This is a genomic window from Companilactobacillus metriopterae (genome assembly GCF_004117915.1).
GTDB classification, from domain to species: domain Bacteria; phylum Bacillota; class Bacilli; order Lactobacillales; family Lactobacillaceae; genus Companilactobacillus; species Companilactobacillus metriopterae.
In genome coordinates this window covers 459,674-479,058 of the sequence record NZ_RSTD01000001.1, presented here as the reverse complement: position 1 = coordinate 479,058, position 19,385 = coordinate 459,674, and the positions used below count along the sequence as shown (strand labels likewise).

Annotated in this window: 19 protein-coding genes and 1 riboswitch; of the genes, 4 read left to right on the top strand and 15 right to left on the bottom strand. The window is 32.8% G+C overall.

Features of this window, described 5'->3' with window-relative positions; translation table 11 throughout:
• Positions 1-22: 22 nt before the first annotated feature.
• The 12 genes from thiT to EKN01_RS02370 all read right to left on the bottom strand — a co-directional run bounded on the left by thiT (position 23) and on the right by EKN01_RS02370 (position 13,774).
• On the bottom strand, positions 23-589 hold the full coding sequence (thiT, locus tag EKN01_RS02425; RefSeq protein ID WP_129044821.1) for an energy-coupled thiamine transporter ThiT: 567 nt from the start codon (positions 587-589) through the stop codon (positions 23-25).
• Between the two features lie 58 nt (positions 590-647).
• A riboswitch (TPP riboswitch) is annotated at positions 648-748 on the bottom strand.
• Between the two features lie 30 nt (positions 749-778).
• On the bottom strand, positions 779-1,579 hold the full coding sequence (gene minD, locus EKN01_RS02420) for a septum site-determining protein MinD (protein ID WP_129044820.1): 801 nt from the start codon (positions 1,577-1,579) through the stop codon (positions 779-781).
• Between the two features lie 22 nt (positions 1,580-1,601).
• The gene (locus EKN01_RS02415; protein WP_099974631.1) at positions 1,602-2,231 is read right to left on the bottom strand and encodes a septum site-determining protein MinC; all 630 of its coding nucleotides are present in this window, start codon (positions 2,229-2,231) and stop codon (positions 1,602-1,604) included.
• A complete protein-coding gene (gene mreD, locus EKN01_RS02410; RefSeq protein WP_129044819.1) occupies positions 2,228-2,770 on the bottom strand; it encodes a rod shape-determining protein MreD in 543 nt (180 codons plus the stop codon). The genes EKN01_RS02415 and mreD overlap by 4 nt, the downstream gene beginning before the upstream one ends.
• Before the next feature lie 2 nt (positions 2,771-2,772).
• The gene (mreC, locus tag EKN01_RS02405) at positions 2,773-3,627 is read right to left on the bottom strand and encodes a rod shape-determining protein MreC (protein ID WP_129044818.1); all 855 of its coding nucleotides are present in this window, start codon (positions 3,625-3,627) and stop codon (positions 2,773-2,775) included.
• Positions 3,628-3,671: 44 nt separating this feature from the next.
• Positions 3,672-4,673 (bottom strand): rod shape-determining protein, encoded by a 1,002-nt coding sequence (locus tag EKN01_RS02400; RefSeq protein ID WP_099974628.1) that lies wholly within the window; start codon positions 4,671-4,673, stop codon positions 3,672-3,674.
• Between the two features lie 112 nt (positions 4,674-4,785).
• Positions 4,786-5,409, bottom strand: coding sequence for a RadC family protein (radC, locus tag EKN01_RS02395; RefSeq protein ID WP_129044817.1), 624 nt, complete (start codon positions 5,407-5,409; stop codon positions 4,786-4,788).
• A 3-nt stretch (positions 5,410-5,412) separates the two neighbouring features.
• Entirely contained in the window at positions 5,413-6,663 is a 1,251-nt protein-coding gene (locus EKN01_RS02390; protein ID WP_129044816.1) for a bifunctional folylpolyglutamate synthase/dihydrofolate synthase, read from the bottom strand.
• Positions 6,664-6,716: 53 nt separating this feature from the next.
• Positions 6,717-9,371 (bottom strand): valine--tRNA ligase, encoded by a 2,655-nt coding sequence (locus tag EKN01_RS02385; protein ID WP_129044815.1) that lies wholly within the window; start codon positions 9,369-9,371, stop codon positions 6,717-6,719.
• A gap of 271 nt (positions 9,372-9,642) precedes the next feature.
• Positions 9,643-10,860, bottom strand: a complete 1,218-nt coding sequence (gene thiI / locus EKN01_RS02380) for a tRNA uracil 4-sulfurtransferase ThiI (RefSeq protein WP_129044814.1) — start codon at positions 10,858-10,860, stop codon at positions 9,643-9,645.
• A gap of 9 nt (positions 10,861-10,869) precedes the next feature.
• A complete protein-coding gene (locus EKN01_RS02375; RefSeq protein ID WP_129044813.1) occupies positions 10,870-12,015 on the bottom strand; it encodes a cysteine desulfurase family protein in 1,146 nt (381 codons plus the stop codon).
• Positions 12,016-12,085: 70 nt separating this feature from the next.
• Positions 12,086-13,774, bottom strand: coding sequence for a septation ring formation regulator EzrA (locus EKN01_RS02370; RefSeq protein WP_129044812.1), 1,689 nt, complete (start codon positions 13,772-13,774; stop codon positions 12,086-12,088).
• A gap of 315 nt (positions 13,775-14,089) precedes the next feature.
• Between EKN01_RS02370 and rpsD the strand changes: the two genes are divergently transcribed.
• The 4 genes from rpsD to EKN01_RS02350 all read left to right on the top strand — a co-directional run bounded on the left by rpsD (position 14,090) and on the right by EKN01_RS02350 (position 16,890).
• Positions 14,090-14,698, top strand: coding sequence for a 30S ribosomal protein S4 (rpsD, locus tag EKN01_RS02365; protein WP_099974621.1), 609 nt, complete (start codon positions 14,090-14,092; stop codon positions 14,696-14,698).
• Between the two features lie 97 nt (positions 14,699-14,795).
• Positions 14,796-16,082 (top strand): replication-associated recombination protein A, encoded by a 1,287-nt coding sequence (locus tag EKN01_RS02360; RefSeq protein ID WP_129044811.1) that lies wholly within the window; start codon positions 14,796-14,798, stop codon positions 16,080-16,082.
• Entirely contained in the window at positions 16,072-16,353 is a 282-nt protein-coding gene (locus EKN01_RS07865; protein ID WP_129044810.1) for a hypothetical protein, read from the top strand. Before EKN01_RS02360 ends, EKN01_RS07865 begins: the two co-directional genes overlap by 11 nt.
• A gap of 66 nt (positions 16,354-16,419) precedes the next feature.
• Entirely contained in the window at positions 16,420-16,890 is a 471-nt protein-coding gene (locus tag EKN01_RS02350) for a universal stress protein (protein ID WP_099974618.1), read from the top strand.
• A 30-nt stretch (positions 16,891-16,920) separates the two neighbouring features.
• Here EKN01_RS02350 and EKN01_RS02345 read toward each other — a convergent pair whose 3' ends face one another.
• From EKN01_RS02345 to EKN01_RS02335, 3 genes are all read right to left on the bottom strand, one after another.
• The gene (locus tag EKN01_RS02345; RefSeq protein ID WP_099974617.1) at positions 16,921-17,781 is read right to left on the bottom strand and encodes a helix-turn-helix domain-containing protein; all 861 of its coding nucleotides are present in this window, start codon (positions 17,779-17,781) and stop codon (positions 16,921-16,923) included.
• 97 nt (positions 17,782-17,878) lie between these two features.
• A complete protein-coding gene (locus EKN01_RS02340; protein WP_129044809.1) occupies positions 17,879-18,169 on the bottom strand; it encodes a glycine cleavage system protein H in 291 nt (96 codons plus the stop codon).
• Positions 18,170-18,178: 9 nt separating this feature from the next.
• A complete protein-coding gene (locus EKN01_RS02335) occupies positions 18,179-19,381 on the bottom strand; it encodes an FtsW/RodA/SpoVE family cell cycle protein (protein ID WP_099974615.1) in 1,203 nt (400 codons plus the stop codon).
• Positions 19,382-19,385 lie beyond the last annotated feature (4 nt).

The following is a 19,385-nucleotide window of genomic DNA, read 5'->3' as shown; positions in this document are numbered from 1 at the left end:
TGAGAACCTCTTTTTATTTTATTTAGACTTTAATTATTCTATTTATAAATCTATTTAAAAATACGAGAATTATCGTCAGCATAATTAAGTTGGCTAGAAAACTTCCTCCATTGATGACTAGAGAATAGATCCATGGATTCATATTTTTTGGTGCATACAATCCCCAATATATTCCACCAGCAATAAAATGTAAGAAATACTTTGCAAAAAATCCTATTGTGGAATAAATCAAGATTACAAAGAATGTACTTTTTCCTTCTTGTATTTTTTCTTTAACTCTTGTACTTCCTATTCCAGCTAATCCAATTGCTGCAAAGGCGATTGGATACTCTATAAATCCCTGTAAAGGATTTAAAAATCCTCCACTACTAAATCCTCTTAAAATTAAATCAAGAATCCCCCACACTAATCCAGCCGTCAATCCTGGTTTGAGACCCCTTCTCAGGGCAAATATAACCATAGGAACCAACCCATATACTACTTCAATAGATGATGCACCAACTGAATGTGGTATATAATTCAATGCCTGAGCTAAAGCTGTTATTATTGCTCCTTCTATTAGGATAATTAACCCATCTTTTTTTTCCATAAAAAAACTCCCTTATGATTTTTTGTCATCACAAGAGAGTTAGAATAGTCTAACAAATAGACATCTAATAACACATTCCTACGCATGTACTAACATAACAGGTTTAAAGGGTCTGACATATTTGTCACTCTCAGCCATTCGGCTCCCCCTGTGTTGACATATTTAACTATTGTTACCATATCACAGAATTTAACTTCTACCAAACAATCTGCCGATAAATCCTTGTTTCTTTTCCTCGGCATCAAATAAATCTAAAGGAATTGTCTCGCCCAACATACGTTTAGCTATATTTTTGTATCCTCGACCAGCTTCACTGTTTGGATCGTTAACAATTGTTTGTCCCGAGTTAGAAGCATAGATAACATCATCTTCATCAATAACTACACCAATAAGAGGAATTCCTAAGTGGTCCACAATATCAGTTATATTCATTGAAGTTCCATTGTTAATCATATTTTTGCGAATTCTATTAATAATTAAGTGAGGTGTCACTGGCATGTTTAATTCTTCTAGAATTCCAACCACACGATCTGAGTCACTTATCGATGATACTTCAGGGTTAGTTACAATAAGTGCTCCATCTGCAACTGAGACAGCATTTTGGAATCCTTCTTCTATACCAGCAGGACAATCGATAATAACAAAATCAAATCTAGATTTTAGATATTCGACAATGCCACTAATAGATTCTTTGTCTAAAGCATATTTGTCTTCAAATTGAGAAGCAGCTAATAAATATAAATTATCGTCAAATCTTGGATCTCTAACTAGTGCTTGAGAAATAGCGACTCTTTGACTAGCAACATCCAAAACATCATAAACAATCCTATTGGTTAAACCTAATACGGAGTCAAGATTTCTTAACCCAATATCAAGATCAATCATACAAACTTTTTGATTCATACTTGCTAGAGCTGTACTTATATTTGCAGTAGTTGTAGTTTTACCTACACCACCCTTACCAGACGTTACTACAATTGAAATTCCCATTATCTAAAAAAGTCCTCTCAAATTAATTTTTGAAATTTTTAATATCGTCTACACTAATTGAATGTATATCATCTAGATAAGCATATTGATTATCTGTATATTTTTCTGAATTTCCGTCAGCAACTATTTCAAAAGTATCCGCAATTCTAACTTGAGCTACCTTAGCCAAATTTCCAAGAATATTGGCTGAAGTATTATCGGGATAACCTGCTTGGACAATACCACTGACTTCTCCCAAAATATACACAGATCCTGTAGCTGAAATTTGTGCAGAAGGATGTAAAGTGCCTAAGAATATTAAATCACCTTGATACTCTCTTTTTTGCCCACTTCTGATAATCCCTGTCTCAATATTGATATTACTCTCTTCAATTTTCTCTTCGACATCATCTTTTGATAGTACATCTGATTCCAAACTTTGAAGATCAATTTGTGGGTACTTTGACAGAATAGTTTTTATTTCCAGCAATCTTTCAGAAGAGAGCTGTCTGCTTCCAGTTTTAACAAAGAATTTTATTGATTTATCTTCTGCACCCAAATTTTGTTGCAAAATTAATTCTTTAAAATCTTTAATCGAATCTTCTAAATTAGCTTCATCATTGAAGGTTACAACGATACCTTCTTTATTCCCCTTAAAAACAACGTTGTTCATCGTGATTCCCTCCGATATTTCACTAACCAATCACATATCCTTGCCATAATTACATATAAAATAAAAAACATTACAATATTAAATAATAAAGTTGGTCCTAATGTAAAAGTTACATAATCCAAAAAATCTGTTGTTGTCTGTTGAAATAATCTTTCTAACAGATATACAAAAGTTTGTAATACAACTAGTACAATAAAATAAACTGAAATTTCATAAATGAAATCTGAGCTTGCAAATAAATATTTGTAATGGTCAATTCCATAAAGGATAACTGGTATCAAAACTGTATAGATTCCTATTAATCCTGAATAATAAAAATCGTATGACAAACCAAAAATCACGCCGTATATTATGATCAATCTGGTATCATCCATTCTTAAACAAAGCATAGTTAGTGCCATCAGCATTAACTGTGGAACGACAAAAAATGTTCCTTTATTTATGTTGTCAAAAAAAGACCATTTGATTATTCCATCAAGGAAGAATGTGATAAAAAGAAAAATTACTTGAAAAGAAATCTTACGTCTTCTAATTTCCATTTTTAATCACCACTAACCTTTGACTTAATAACTGTAACAACAGTAAAGTCTCTTAAATCTGCAGACGGAGTTATGTAAACAGAATTTGTCATTCCGTAATTGTCCTTTTTAATTCCATAAACCTTACCTACATAAAGACCCTTAGGAGTTCTACCACCCAATCCTGAGGTTACAACTCTTTGACCTTTTTTGATTCCATCTGTAGATTGAACATTTTCCATAACTAGTTTTCCAGTTGATGAATCATATTTACTAATAACTCCATCAATTGCATCTGTTCCTTGAATTTCAACAGCAAATTTATCGCTAACTTCATTATTTGTTGAGATCAATTCTACTTTTGAACTAATCTTGTTAACTTCAACAATTCTACCTATCAGACCATTTCCAGACATTACTGGCATGTTTTTCTTAAGACCGCTGGTAGAACCGCGATTAATTGTAAGATAATTTTGCCAATTATTAGGTGATCTAGTTACTACTGAAGCAGTCTGGATATCATAGTCGGTTAACGTAGCATCTAGCTTCAATTCTTTTTTTAATTTGGAGTTTTCATCTTGAACAGTTTTTAAATCAGCTTTATTTTTATCTAATTCATCTATTCTAGATTTTAAACGTTGATTTTCAGTATAAGTATTATAAAAACTAGCAAACTGTGAGTTCACATTTTTTGCTGCATTTACGGGATACGCAAAAACGCCACCTACTAAACTGTATGTGTCATTCCCTATCTGTTGGACAAATGATGGTGTTTCATCGTTATCCCTAACGTTAACTGAAACTGCTAAAAGTCCAAATGTAACAATAATAATAATCATAAAAATTATGAACTTTTTATTTGAAAAAAATTTCTGCATAATTTTCTCCCACAATAATCAATAAAAAAAACGGGTTACCCCGTTTACTTTTGACGACGGATCACATCGATATTTTTAAGTGATTCACCAGTACCTGCGGCAACACAATCCAAAGGATCTTGCGCAATAAATACAGGAACACCAGTTGCTTCTGATATAACTTCTGGTAAGTGATGTAGTAATGCTCCACCACCAGTAAGAACGATACCATGATCGATAACATCAGCAGCAATTTCTGGTGATGTTTCTTCTAGTGTTTCCTTAATAGCAATAATAATTTCTTCAACATCTTCGTGAATTGCTTTAGCAATGTCTTCACCAGTTAGTTGGATTGTTTTAGGTAATCCAGTAACAAGATCTCGACCTCTAATTTGCATTGCTTCTAATTCAGTAGCTTTTTCAACTGAAGCTGAACCAACTTGAATTTTAACTTCTTCAGCAGTTCTTTCACCAATTTGTAAATTGAAATGTGCCTTGATATAAGTAGTGATTGATTCATCAAACTTATCTCCAGCCACTCTAATTGAACGTGAAGAAACAATTCCACCTAATGAAATTGTAGCAACATCAGTAGTACCACCACCAATATCAACAACCATGTTACCAGTTGGATCCATAACAGGTAGACCTGCACCAATAGCAGCAGCAAATGGTTCTTCAATGACATAAGCTTCTTTAGCACCAGCATGTTGAGTAGCTTCGATAACAGCTCTCTTTTCAACTTCTGTAACACCACTTGGTACACAAACCATCACTGATGGTTTTGAGTTACCAGCAGCTTTTGAAATGAAATATTTCATCATGGCAGCTGTTGTATCGTAATCAGCAATAACTCCATCCTTCATAGGACGAATTGCTGAAATACTACCTGGTGTACGTCCAATCATTTCACGGGCATCAGAACCTACAGCAACAACTTCACCTGTATTATTATTTTTAGCTACAACTGAAGGTTCGTTAAGGACAATTCCTTTACCTTCAACATAAACTAGAGTATTAGCAGTACCTAAATCGATACCTATTTTTTTTGAACTAATTCCAAACAATATTATATCTCCTTTAATAACGACTGAAAATCGGACATTTTAAGCTAAAGAAAATTATATCATATATAAATGTAATTTTTATACAATGAAAAAACTTAACTTAATTGAAACATTATAAATTTACTTTTATAAAATCATTCTTTGAAACAATTAGATGATCAATAAATTTAATACCCATTATTGTACAGCATTCTTCAATTCTTTGTGTAAGTTTTTTATCATTTTCTGAAGGAATTAATCTTCCAGAATAATGATTATGAACTATAAGAACTTGAGTGGCTGAAATTGACAGAGCTTCTCGGATAATATCACGCGGGTGAACTGTGGCTGAATCCATAGTTCCGATAAACATTATTTTTTCAAAAATTATATTATTATCACTATCTAGAAACAACGCCAGTAGCTTTTCTTGTTTAGAAAAACCTATCTTATTGCTAGCGTGTTTTGCAATCTCAGATAATGAATTAAATTTTTGAGGCATTACGTCACTTTCAAGTTTTCTGGAACCCAGTTCAGTAGCTGCCATTATTTTACATCCCTGCGCTAAGCCGATACCCTGTTGATCCAATAAATTTTGTAATGAAAAATCTAAATTTGGATACTTAGTAACTATCGAATGAGCTATCTCTGCAACATTAATATGTTTATTGCCATTGCCCAATAAAACTACCAATAATTCTAAGTTAGACAACGATGTTACACCATTTGTCTGAATTTTCTCTCTTAATTTTATCATTCTTTAAATTACGAAAGTATTCAATAAATCAGACACTAAGTAAAAAGATCCTGTAACTAAAAATATTTGATCACTCGTTTGTTCATCAATAAAACTTGAATAAAAGTCTCTATAATCATCCACAAATTCAACGTTCGAATAACTGGATAAATCGTAATCTTCTTTTCCAGCAGATCGCAATTTTTTTAACTGAGTTATGTAGACTTTTTTACTATATTTAGACAAATTTGATAGAATAACATCTCTCTTTTTATCTTTCATGCCCGAATACAATACTATTATATCTTTATTGGGCCATGTTTTTGTTAAAGAATTTGTTAAATTATCAATTGCCGCAAAATTATGTGCACCATCAAAAATAACTAGTGGATCTCTCCTCACTACTTGCATTCTTCCAGGTATCGGATGACTTTCAATTTCAGATATCTCATCCGTTAAGTCATGCTCTTTGTTAAGAAGATAGAATGCTTCAATTGCCATTGCTGCATTGATCGCAGTAGTTTTTTCAATTCCTAAGATACTAACAGGATAGGTTTCTCCATTTTTAAAATCAAAATTGATTTTAATATCTTTCACTCGGAAATTTTCTATATTAAATTCCCTTTCGAATTGATACACAGAACTATCTTTTTGATCCGCTACTTTTTCAATAAGATGACTGACATCATCATCTAATAATCCCAATATAACAGGTGTATTCTGTTTTATTATTCCTGACTTTTCTCTTGCTATATCTAACAACGTAGGACCAATAATATTCTCATGATCCATTCCTACTGAAGTTATAATGGACAGAACTGGCTTCACAATATTTGTCTTATCTCTTTTTCCGCCGATACCTACCTCAACAACCGCAATATCTACTCTATCCTTAAAGTAAAGTAATCCCAGTGCAGTAACAAATTCAAATTCAGTTAATTCAATCCCCTTAGTTTGGGCAACAATATAATTACTCAAATTGCACAAATCATCATTACTAATATATTCATGATTGATTTGAATGCGTTCATTAAATATTTTTATAAATGGAGAAATAAACATCCCTACACGTAAGTTGGATGCTTCCAATAAATTAGCCAAATAATTTGTCGTAGTGCCCTTCCCATTTGTTCCAGTGATGTGCACTATCTTATAGCTATCTTGAGGATTCCCTAATTTTTGCATCGCTAGTTTAATAAAATCCAAACTATCAGATTCATGAAATTTGGGTAATGAATGAATATACTCTACTGCTTCATCTGATGTTTTAAACATATAATCTCTCCCAATAAAAAAACCATCTATTCTCATTATAGATGGCTTTTTTATTATTTACTATTTTTAAGTTGTTCGATACGTTGTTTTACTTTATCTTGCTTATCTTGATAATCTGCAAGTTTTGCTTTTTCTTCTGCAACAACACTTTCAGGAGCTTTCTTAACAAATCCTTCATTAGAAAGTTTCTTGTCAATTCTTGAAATTTCCTTGTCTAGCTTTGCAACTTCCTCTTCTTGACGTGTAATTTCTTCATCAATATTGATAAGCTCTGCTAATGGAACATAAATTTCTGTGCCACTAATAATCGCAGTCATAGCAAGATCAGGAGCTTCTAAATCAACAGAAACTTGTAAATCCTTAGGATGAACAAAACGATCTATATAATCTTTGTTGTCTAAGAAAATTTCTTTTATAGAATCATTTTCAGGTTTGATTAGAATATCAACTTCTTTTGACATTGGTGCATTTGCATCTACACGAATTTTTCTTACTGCTTTGATCAAATCAATTAGTATTTCCATTTGTTCAACTGATTCTGAATCTTCAAATTCAGCATGAGTAGTTGGATATTCTGATGTAGAGATTGATTCACCTGTATGAGGCATTGATAACCAAATTTTTTCGGTAACAAATGGCATAATTGGGTGCATTAATTTCAAAATCTGATCTAAAACATAAGTAAGTATCATGCGTTTATGATCTTTTGAAGCACCATCTTCACCAGTAAGTGTTGCTTTACTCATTTCAATATACCAATCACAAAAGTCATTCCAGATGAAATTGTACATTGCTCGACCTGCTTCACCAAATTCAAACTTGTCAAATAGACGTGTAACATCAGAAACAGTTTGATTTAGTTTAGCAAGAATCCACTTATCAGAAAGATCAAATGAGTTATCAATTGTTATATTATCTACTGGTTGAGCAGATTCATCCAAATTCATGATAACAAAACGACTAGCATTCCAAATTTTATTTATAAAATTCCATGCTGCATCCATCTTGTCGTAACTGAATCTTGTATCCTGACCAGGAGTAGAACCCATCATCAAGAACCATCTTAATGAATCAGCACCATACTTCTCAATAACTTCCATTGGATCAATACCATTACCCAATGATTTACTCATCTTGCGACCTTGTTCATCACGAATTAGACCATGAATAACAACATTTTCAAATGGACGTTCTCCAGTAAATTTCAAACTTTGGAAAATCATTCTTGATACCCAGAAGAAAATGATATCGTAACCAGTTACAAGAGTATTTGTTGGGAAATATTTCTTATAATCTTCACTATCAACATCAGGCCAACCCATAGTTGAAAATGGCCATAATGCACTAGAGAACCAAGTATCCAGAACATCTTCTTCTTGAGTCCAATTTTCAATATCTGCAGGTTCTGTTTCACCTACATAGATTTCTCCTGTTTCTTTATGATACCAAGCAGGAATTTGATGTCCCCACCATAATTGTCTAGAAATAACCCAATCGTGAACATTTTCCATCCATTGAGTAAAGGTATTTTCAAAACGTTCTGGAACAAAATCTACCTTGTTATCTGTTTCTTGGTTCTTCAAAGCCATTTCAGCTAATGGTTGCATTTTAACAAACCATTGTGTTGATAGTCTTGGTTCAACTACCGCATCTGATCTTTCTGAATGTCCAATACTATGAGTATAATCTTCAACTCTAATCATAAATCCAGCGTCTTCAAGATCTTTTTGAATTGCCTTACGAGCATCAAAGCGATCCATGCCATTATACTTACCAGCACGTTCGTTCATTGTTCCATCAGCATTCATTGTGTTAATACGTTCAAGATTATGGCGATTACCCACTGCAAAATCGTTAGGATCGTGAGCAGGTGTTATTTTAACCATACCTGTACCAAACTCTTTATCTACATAATGATCTTCAATAATTGGAATTTTTCTATCTACTAAAGGAACAATGACTTCTTTACCAACGATATCTTTATATCTATCATCGTCTGGACTGACAGCAATAGCTACATCACCAAACATGGTTTCTGGTCGAGTTGTTGCAATTTCAATAAAACCAGAACCATCAGCGTATGGATACTTAACATGGTAAAAAGCACCATTATCATCTTTATGAATAACTTCAATATCAGAAAGTGCTGTTTGAAGAACAGGATCCCAGTTGATTATATATTCACCACGATAAATTAACCCTTGATTGTATAGTTCAACAAAGACTTTACGAACAGCTTTGGATAATCCTTCGTCTAGGGTAAATCTTTCTCGATCATAATCTAATGAAAGACCTAACTTGCCCCATTGAGATTTAATGATTGAACCAAATTCATCTTTCCAGTTCCAAACCTCTTGAACAAATTTTTCACGGCCTAACTCATATCTAGTTACACCTTTTTCTTCTCTAAGTTTAGCTTCAACTTTAGCTTGGGTAGCTATACCCGCGTGATCCATTCCTGGAAGATACAAGGTATCATAACCTTGCATTCTCTTGAATCTAATTAATGTATCTTGAATTGTTGTATCCCAAGCATGACCTAAATGTAGTTTTCCAGTTACATTTGGAGGTGGGATTACTATCGAATAGGGTTTTGCTTCAGCGTTTCCTGAAGGCTTAAATACCCCTTGTTCTAGCCATTTATCATAGCGACCTTCTTCTACTTCATTGGGACTATACTTAGTATCCATATCAATTTCTCTAACCATATTTTTCTCCTTAAAATAAAAAAACACCCATCCTATGGAATAGGACGAATGCTCGCGGTGCCACCTAAATTAAGAGTTTTTAAAAAACTCTTCACTCTACAATTAACGGTGTCCCGATCTTTAAAAGATAGCTCATAGGTAACAATTAATATCGATATCTAGGTAATTCTCAGCTGACATACCATTCTCTTAAGATATCTAATATCAATACTCCTAATCATTGCTGATAACTTGATGATAAATTATTACATCAATATCGTCAATATATTTATTAAAGCAAACTGCTAATTTCATCTTGTTTTGAATCCATAAATGTATCCCCAGGTTCAACAGTAGTTATCTTAATATTATCTAATGAACGTTGAATTAAGCCATCAATATCCAATGAACTTTCAAACTTAATAGTCTTTTCCATATTAGGTTTAGTCTTTGGACTTGGTGGAGCAAATACTGTACAACAATCTTCAAAAGGCATAATTGATAAATTAAATGTATCAATATTTTCTGCAACTCGAATAATATCTGTTTTATCCATCGTAGCAACAGGTCTAAGTATTGGGGTTGTTGTCACCTCATTGATAGCTGCCATACTTTCAAGAGTCTGCGAGGCAACTTGTCCAACAGCCTCACCATTGAAAATCGCCAATCCTCCACGCTGTTCACGAATCATATCTGTTAATCTCAACATAAAACGACGTTGAATTGTCATCAAATATCCTTCAGGAACATTAGCTTTAATAGTTTCTTGAATCTCAGCAAATGGAACTTCGATAAATTTAATACTTCCACCAAATGATGTCAATTTACTTGTTAATTCTTTTGCTTTATTCAATGCTTGCTCAGAAGTATATGGAGGGCTGAAGAAATGAACCATCTCTATTTCAACACCACGTTTTAATGCAAAATATCCTGCAACAGGAGAATCAATTCCTCCTGACAACATCAACATCCCTTTACCTGCAGTACCAACAGGAAGACCTCCAGCACCTTTAACAGTTAAATATGACAAATATATCCCATCGTGACGTACTTCAACGGATATTTTAATATCAGGTTTACGAAGATCGACCTTAATTTCAGGAAATTCTACACAAATTGCATCTCCTAATTGAAGATTAATTTGATTAGTATCCAGTGGATAATCATGATCAGATCGTTTTGTACCAACTTTGAAAGTCATACCAGGTTCATATGCTTCGTGCATCATATCAATCGCTGTCTTTTTAACTTCTTCAAAATCTTTGGATACCCTGATACTCAAAGAGAATGTTTGAATACCAAAGATATTTTTCAATTTTTCCATAATGGGTTTTGCATCTAAACCATTCAATTGGATATGCAAACGGTCACGATGAGGTTGAATAGTTAACTCAGGATAATCTTTTAAAACTTTAGTGACATTACCATGCAGACGCCCAATAAAACTATTGCGATTTTTTCCCTTTGTTGATAGTTCACCATAGCGAACCATAATTTCAGTATATTTCATTAATTTCTCCTAGTTTAGAATTTGAAAATGATTATAAATTTCGTCCAGATTTTGAATGAATTCATTCATCTCTGAAACTGTATTGTTTTCATCTAAGCTCACTCTAACTGCGCTGGTAGCAATTTTTTCAGGTACTTTCATTGCTTTAAGAGTACTTGACTCTAGACCCTTTTTAGAAGAACAAGCGCTAGTTGTCGAGATATAAATCTCTTTCTTTTCAAAAGTGTGGACAATTGTTTCTCCACGAACTCCATCTATTGTAAAACAAATAATATGTGGCGCAAAAGTATCTTCTAATTTAGAAAAAACATGCACATTCTCAAGTTTTCCTAAGTGTTCTAGTAATTTAGTTTTCAATTCTAGAATATTATTGGTTTTCTTTTCTTCATCATCTTTTAAAAGACGAATAGCTTTAGCCATTGCAGCAATAGCAGGTGTATTTTCTGTACCACTACGGAAATTGTGTTCTTGTCCACCACCAGCAAGTAATGGTTCAAGTTGCTTACCATCTTTCATATATATGAAACCAATTCCTCTAGGTGCATGAAATTTATGACCTGAGAATGTATAAAAGTCAACTCTGTCGTTCATAAACTTACCTTCAAGATTTTTACCTATTGCCTGAACTGCATCAACATGTAATGAAATACTTGGATAATCATTTAGCACATCTGCTATTTCATTGATAGGTTGAATAGCCCCTATTTCATTGTTTACAGCCATTATTGACACTAAAATAGTATCTTTGCGAATTGCCTTCTTTAAATCTGCTATCTTAATATGACCGGTATCGTCCACAGGTAAATAAGTAACCTCAAATCCTAATGATTCGAGCTGCTTCATAGTATTAGTAACTGAAGGATGCTCAATAGAACTAGTAATTATATGTTTACCAAATTCTCTTTTCTTGTAAGCAGTTCCCTTAATAATCCAATTATTACCTTCTGTACCCCCACTAGTGAAATAAACTTCACTAGGGTTAAAATTTAGCAAGTCAGCAATTTGTTTACGTGAACTCTCAACTAGTTCATAAGCGTTTAATCCCAGATTATGTAAACTAGATGGATTCCCCCAAAAATTTCTTGTTGCCGTTTCATAGGTACTTAAAACTGAATCATCTATCTTTGTTGTTGCACTATTATCAAAATATATCATTATTTTCACCCAAAATAAAAAGGCCTAACGGCCAAATTTTTATTATTATAATGTACATCATTTTCTAAAATCATGCACTAATTGAATCTTTTATTCTTTCAACTGATCCCGGTTCAACCTTTTCTAAGGCAGAAGAAATTACATTTACTGATTTTTCAAACTCAAACTCATTATCAAATAATTCTCTTGCAGTTGTAAGTCTATCATTTAATGTAGCATCTTGATCTGCGTATCTTGTAGAGTATTGCATCAATCTTTCTGATAACTCAATATCGAATTTTAGTTTATTAGTCATTTCTACTAAATTCTCTAAATCTTCTTGAGTAACAATAGATTGTTTGCTTACATCTTCAACATTAACACGTTCTGAATTTAGCTCATCATTCATTTTTTTGATTTCATCATAAACCATATAGAAATAATCTAAATAATCGTCAGGAAGTCCATTAATTCTAAATTGTTCTAGTGATCTCTTTTGTATATCTAAATTTTTTGAAAATCTTGATACACTTTGAATTGCAACTTCTTCGGTTGAAATCATTTCGTTAAGTTGATCATTTATAACTTTTTCGTCACGTTCAATTTTATCTAACTTATCAATTGTTTCTTTAAAGTTTTCAGATACTTCACTATAAACAACTTCTTTATCAGCTATCTTTTGAATATCATAATCAAATTTTTCTCTGATACGATTTAATTCTTCATTGTGCTTCTTAACAGATAATAGGATATCTCCGTCGATAACATAGCTTTCTTTTAAATTCTGAACACGTTCTTCGAGTCTGTTATGTTGAAACTTTGCGTGATTAAAGTAGTCAATGACTGGCTTTTGCTGTTTAAGAACAGTTCTCTTTGCGTCATTTTCACGTGACAGTATCTCGTAAAGGTCCTCTATTTGTTGATGAATAACATCATTTTTTAATGTTGAATCATTAAATTGAAGTTCAGCTAAATCGACATTTGATTTAGCAATATTAGTTTCAACAGAATCAATTAACTGCTCAATATCCTCTTTGAATTTAAATTGTTGTTTTTCCAATTTGTCATATACAAAACGAATTTCTTCTAATTGTTCTGGAAAAACATCATCAAGTTCTTTATGTAGAGGTTCAATGATATCAAGTTGATTATTGATAAGTTTAATTTTTGTACTTGCTTCGTCAATATATTGACTTGCTTCGATATAGTCCCCTTGTCTTGTCAATTGTTCCTCAGTATCAAGAAGATTAGATATCTCTGCCAATTCTTCAGAAAGCTTATCCGATGCCGAGCCAAAGTTAAATGATTGTGTAAGAATCTCTTTACGAAGAACTTCGAATTCTTTTCTAAGAGCCTGACTCTGTGAAGCATTTGATTCATTACTCTTTGAGATATTCATCAATCTATCGTAGATTTGAGAAATTGTGATTTGAATTGAATTTAATTCTTCATTTATGTTTCTTAAACTACGATAAGTTTGAAATACTCGAAACTCCGTATTACTGTTTGCAATACGATTCAATCTATTTTCTGCCTTTGGTAGTCGATCTTCTAATTGCATTTCAAAATCAGATTTTGATTGTCCAAAGATCTCCAGACTAGTACCAGTCATCTTCATCTCTTCAAGATCTTCTATTTTTTCAATCAGCTTATCTTCTTTAATATTAGCGATTTTTTTTCTATATTCATCAATTGTTCTACTGTTTCTTTGTTGTAAAAACCACATATATAGAAAAACAGCGACAACCAACAGAATAATTACTATAATAGATATAAACACGTGCACACCCCTGTTATGGTCTTTATTGAATAAAAGTATATCAGACCAAAAAATGAAAATATCAATATACAAGCATTCATAATAAACTTTTAACTTTTATGATTAATAAATAACTTTGACAGAGTGCAATCAATAATGATAAACTATTCTTTATGTAAAGTATGCAGCAAAGAGCGACAAGAACGTCAACAGTCATCAACAGATAAGTAAACGAGTAACCCGGCTGCATGTGGTGAAAGTTCCAAAGATGCCTGCACGAATGTTGAACTCTTAGTTAAATATTTTACTCCAAAAAAATTATTGGAGGACAAATTAATGTCTAGATATACAGGACCTCGTTGGAAATTATCTCGTCGTTTAGGTATTTCCCTATCAGGTACAGGTAAAGAAATTGCTCGTCGTAACTATGCTCCAGGTCAACATGGACCAAACAGTCGTCGTAAGATTTCTGAATATGGTACACAATTAACAGAAAAGCAAAAGCTACGTTTCATGTACGAAGTTAACGAACGTCAATTCCGTAACTTGTTTAAACGTGCTGGTAAGATGGAAGGAATTCATGGTTTCAACTTGATGCTTCTTCTTGAAACAAGACTTGACAATGTTGTTTACAGACTTGGATTAGCTAATACTCGTCCACAAGCACGTCAACTTGTAAACCACGGTCACATCCTTGTTGATGGCAAACGTGTTGATATTCCTTCTTACGAAGTTAAGATTGGACAAGAAATCACACTAAGACCAAAATCAAAAGATCTAGCAATTGTTAAAGCTAACCTTGAAAGTGTTGTTGGTCGTCCTGGTTTCGTAAACTTTGATGAAAACACACTTACTGGTTCTCTTGTAAGAATGCCAGAACGTGATGAACTAGAACCAAATGTTGATGAATCACTAGTTGTTGAATACTACAACCAAATTCTTTAATATCTACAAAAAAACATCCACTGTGTGGATGTTTTTTTTATTTATATTCTAAACTGTTATAATTAGTATTATGTCAAAATTCTAATTAGGAGGAATTATGCAGACACCACTAGCCTATCGAATGAGACCTACAAACATTGATGAAATAGTTGGGCAACAACACCTTGTGGGTGAACATAAAATCATTCGTCGTATGGTACAAGCAAAAATGCTATCATCGATGATTTTATATGGTCCTCCTGGAATTGGTAAAACCAGCATTGCAAGTGCTATTGCCGGAAGTACTAAGTACGCATTTCGTATGTTAAATGCTGCCACCGATACCAAAAAAGATTTACAAATTGTAGCAGAAGAAGCAAAAATGAGCGGCACTGTTGTTCTATTATTAGATGAAATTCATAGACTCGATAAGACCAAACAAGATTTTCTCCTACCATTATTAGAAAGTGGCTCAATTATATTAATTGGTGCTACAACTGAAAATCCATACATAAATATCAGTCCTGCTATTAGATCTCGTGTTCAAATATTCGAACTTAAGCCTTTGAGCATAGATGATATGAAAATAGCTGTCCAAAGAGCATTAGATGATAAAGATAAGGGCTTAGGTAATTATCCAGTAGATTTAGATGATAATGCTCTCAATTTACTTGTAAGCTCCACTAATGGCGATCTAAGAAGTATTCTTAATGGTTTAGAGTTATCTGTCCTTTCAACTGATGAGATCGACGGAAAGATACATATTGACCTTAAAACCATCGAAGAATCAGTTCAAAAGAAAGCTATTTCTGCTGATAAAGACGGCGACAGTCACTACGATGTCATTTCTGCATTTCAGAAATCCATACGTGGTAGTGACGTCAATGCTGCCCTACTCTATCTTGCTAGATTACTAGAGGCAGGTGAAATAACAATTGCTATAAGAAGATTGTTAATTTGTGCCTATGAAGATGTTGGCTTAGCTAATCCACAAGCTTGCTCAAGAGCTGTACAAGCTGCTCAAGTAGCTCAAATGGTGGGAATGCCGGAAGCAAGAATTCCATTAGCAAATGCAGTTATAGAATTGTGTCTATGTCCTAAATCAAATTCAGCTATGGAAGCAATTGATTCCGCACTTTCTGATGTTCGTTCTGGTAAAGCCTCATCAATTCCTGATGATTTGAAAGATGCACATTACTCAGGTGCAAAAGAATTAGGACACGGTGTTGGCTACAAATATCCTCATAATTATCCTAATGCTTTTATAAACCAACAATATCTTCCAGATAATTTAGCAAATAAAACATATTATGAACCTAACGAAACTGGTAAATATGAACAAGCTTTAAAACTTAGAATTCAACAAATTGAACAATGGAAAAAGGAGCAAAACATTGATAGTTAATATCTTAATGATTATCTTTATAATATTTTTACTTGGTCTTTCCTATAATCTTTGGTACTACAGCGACAAAAAGTTTTTAATTTATGATCCAAAAGATATAGCATCACTGAAACCAACTATGAGAATAACTGCAGGACTCCTTTGCCTTGATTCGATTGCAGGGATCATAATATTATTTTTGGGAAATGTGAAGTCTAACTTAATTATTTTAGTAGCAGGTGCTTTTATCGCAGGATTTTTCTCAATTTATCTATCGAATATACGTAGATAACTGTATTTATGTTTCCGAATACATTACAATATAATCAGATACAAAAAATTACTTGAGGTGATTATCATGCTACAACAATATAAAAATATTCTAGTACCAATTGATGGTTCATTTGAAGCTGAATTAGCTTTCAAAAAAGCTGTAGAAGTTGCTAAAAGAAACAATGCTACAGTTCATATTCTACATATCATTGATACTCGTGCTTTCCAAAACGTTTCTAGTTTCGACACTACAATGGTCGAAGAAATTACTGAAAAAGCAAAAGAAACTGTTAAGGGTTATGTAGAAACTGCCAAAAGTGCTGGTCTAGAAGACGTAGATTACAGCATTGAATATGGTGCACCTAAAACAATTATTTCCGCAGAATTTCCAGAAAAACACAATATTGATTTGATTATGATTGGTGCTACTGGATTGAATGCAATGGAAAGATTGCTTATTGGATCTGTTACAGAATACGTAACACGTACTGCTAAGTGTGATGTATTAGTTGTAAGAACAGATTTGGACAACAAAGAAATTAAAGCACCAAAATAAAAAAAGCCGACATAAAATGTCGGTTTTTTTTTATTGAAATAAACTCAAATTCTTTTGCTTTAATTCTACTAATACACGCTCATGTAATTTAGGATTATCATTGATATCTGAGATAACGTAAGCTTGAACAAGAGCCTTATCTGGTGTTTCATCAACTAAGATCTTAGCTTGTGCCAAAATGTAGAACATGACATCCAACTTGAACAATGATTGTTCTTTCTTAGCAATGAAGATACCTGATTTGGCAAATTTCAATGCTTGATCATTATCACCTAGGTTAAGTGATAATTCTGACATGTTAGCATATATTAAAATACTATCATGATAATTTTCATCATTTATTTTTTCAACACTGGAATTAATTAATGATTTTGTTTGATCATAGTAAACCTGAGCTTCATCATTTGATTTCTTATTAACATATGATTTTGCTGTATAGATATCAATTAGGATATCGTACATATCAATGTTAGTTAAATCAACATTCATGGCCCTATTAAAGTCAAAGATGGCTTTATCGTAATTGTGATTTACTTCGTATTCAACTAAACCATTAAAGAAATGAATTAATTTAATTTCTTGCTTATTATTTACATTAACATTGCTTAATTTATTTAACTTTTCAGCAATTGCTTTATAATCAGCATGATAAAACAATGTTTTAATTTCACTAATTATTGAGTAGATTTGACTATCGTCATTGACGATTACAAGGTTCATTGTGATACCCAGTCTCTCACATAAACGAACCAATATTTCCATACTTGGAATCTTGTCTTTCTTTTCAATTAATGAAACAGTAGCTTGAGTACAAATCCCTTCGGCTAATTCCGATTGAGAAATTCCTCTTAATTTTCTGTAGTAGCGAATCTTGTCTCCTAAAATCTTCATTATGAATTATCCCCATTCATTATTAATTTCAGACTAAATTTAACCAGTTTTATGAAAAACTTGCAAGAAATATGCTAATTGAAAATAATCAATTTTTTTATATTCTTACTTCATACATCCATGAACTGTCCTTGTTGACAACTAATTGAGGTTCATCAGCAAGTGCTTCATTTATTCTGATTACTTCTCCATCTACTGGAGATTCTAGCTCTATAACAGCTTTTTGGGCTTCAACTTCAACAGCAGTGTCACCTTTTTGAAGTTTTTGTCCAACGGAAGGTAGATCAACATACTTTACTTCACCCAGTGTATCTTGATTATCTTCTTTTAAACCTACTAAAAATCCATTGTCGGTTTTCTCAACCCACAAATCTTCATTTTCATTCATAAAAGTCTATCATCTCCTTGTAAATGATCCATTTTCAAACATATAACTTCTATTGTGGAATCTCATGGACATTATCAAGCCGACACCAATCATATTACCCAAGAGGGCTGATCCACCTTGAGATATAAATGGTAATGGAATACCTGTCATAGGTAATAATCCAACACTCATACCAATATTTTCAAAAACGTGGAAAAGTATCATCATGATAACACCAGTAGATACATATGCGTAAAACTCATTCTTTGTATCAAATGTTACTTGTATCATTTGATAGATAAGTAAGAAGTACAAAAGAATAAGTACACATGCACCTATAAATCCAAAGTTCTCTCCGATTACTGAGAAAATCATATCTGATTCTCGTACCGGAACGTAAACATTAGAAACATTGAATCCCTTACCTAGTAGCTGTCCCGAACCGATGGCTTTCATATTTTGCCAAACTTGGTATCCGTCACCCGAAGTATCTTGAGAAGGATTCAACCAACTGTCAATACGAGAAAATTGGTATGTCTTGAAACCAAAATTAGCTAAAATACTTCGTCCCCAATCGGTAGTAGTAAGGGCAATGCCCAAACCACCTATTACAGCTATAATAAGAACTAATGTTCCAATTATTTTCCAGTCAATACCTGAAACAAGAATACTACCACCAAGTATTGCCAAGAATACTAGAGTAGTACCTAAATCATTTTGAAGTGTCAATAATACGACAACTGGAAGTGTCCACAATAACAATTTACCTAGTAGTAATAAATCGTTACGAACATTATGATTTCTATATTCGGTATTATGCGTAGTTATAACTTTACTTATCATCAAAATATAAGCAGGTTTCATAATTTCCGACGGCTGGAAAGTAAACGATCCTACAGCAAACCAACTACGAGCACCAGTTTGAACAGCATATTCTCTACTATAGAAGATCAAAACGAGAAATAATAGCGCCAGTCCAGCGTAGTATACATAATCGGTAACCATCCATAATTGTTCTGCATCAAACTGCATTATCACTACAATAATAACAGCACCTATTACATACCACACCAGTTGAGAAACTACATTTCTCAGTGGATTAATAGAATCTTGTACAGAAGCAACATAAATTGATAGTAGACCAATTATTGCCAAGGTCATAATTGAAAATATTATTCCCCAATCAATTCTTGATTCTAAATCATTTTCTTTTTTATTACTTCTCATTTGCATTTTA

Coding starts and splice junctions, on each gene's coding strand:
- thiT (WP_129044821.1), bottom strand. CDS start 589: ATGGAAAAAAAAGATGGGTTAATTATCCTAATAGAAGGAGCAATAATA.
- minD (WP_129044820.1), bottom strand. CDS start 1,579: ATGGGAATTTCAATTGTAGTAACGTCTGGTAAGGGTGGTGTAGGTAAA.
- EKN01_RS02415 (WP_099974631.1), bottom strand. CDS start 2,231: ATGAACAACGTTGTTTTTAAGGGGAATAAAGAAGGTATCGTTGTAACC.
- mreD (WP_129044819.1), bottom strand. CDS start 2,770: ATGGAAATTAGAAGACGTAAGATTTCTTTTCAAGTAATTTTTCTTTTT.
- mreC (WP_129044818.1), bottom strand. CDS start 3,627: ATGCAGAAATTTTTTTCAAATAAAAAGTTCATAATTTTTATGATTATT.
- radC (WP_129044817.1), bottom strand. CDS start 5,409: ATGATAAAATTAAGAGAGAAAATTCAGACAAATGGTGTAACATCGTTG.
- EKN01_RS02390 (WP_129044816.1), bottom strand. CDS start 6,663: ATGTTTAAAACATCAGATGAAGCAGTAGAGTATATTCATTCATTACCC.
- EKN01_RS02385 (WP_129044815.1), bottom strand. CDS start 9,371: ATGGTTAGAGAAATTGATATGGATACTAAGTATAGTCCCAATGAAGTA.
- thiI (WP_129044814.1), bottom strand. CDS start 10,860: ATGAAATATACTGAAATTATGGTTCGCTATGGTGAACTATCAACAAAG.
- EKN01_RS02375 (WP_129044813.1), bottom strand. CDS start 12,015: ATGATATATTTTGATAATAGTGCAACAACAAAGATAGATGATTCAGTT.
- rpsD (WP_099974621.1), top strand. CDS start 14,090: ATGTCTAGATATACAGGACCTCGTTGGAAATTATCTCGTCGTTTAGGT.
- EKN01_RS02360 (WP_129044811.1), top strand. CDS start 14,796: ATGCAGACACCACTAGCCTATCGAATGAGACCTACAAACATTGATGAA.
- EKN01_RS02350 (WP_099974618.1), top strand. CDS start 16,420: ATGCTACAACAATATAAAAATATTCTAGTACCAATTGATGGTTCATTT.
- EKN01_RS02345 (WP_099974617.1), bottom strand. CDS start 17,781: ATGAAGATTTTAGGAGACAAGATTCGCTACTACAGAAAATTAAGAGGA.
- EKN01_RS02340 (WP_129044809.1), bottom strand. CDS start 18,169: ATGAATGAAAATGAAGATTTGTGGGTTGAGAAAACCGACAATGGATTT.
- EKN01_RS02335 (WP_099974615.1), bottom strand. CDS start 19,381: ATGCAAATGAGAAGTAATAAAAAAGAAAATGATTTAGAATCAAGAATT.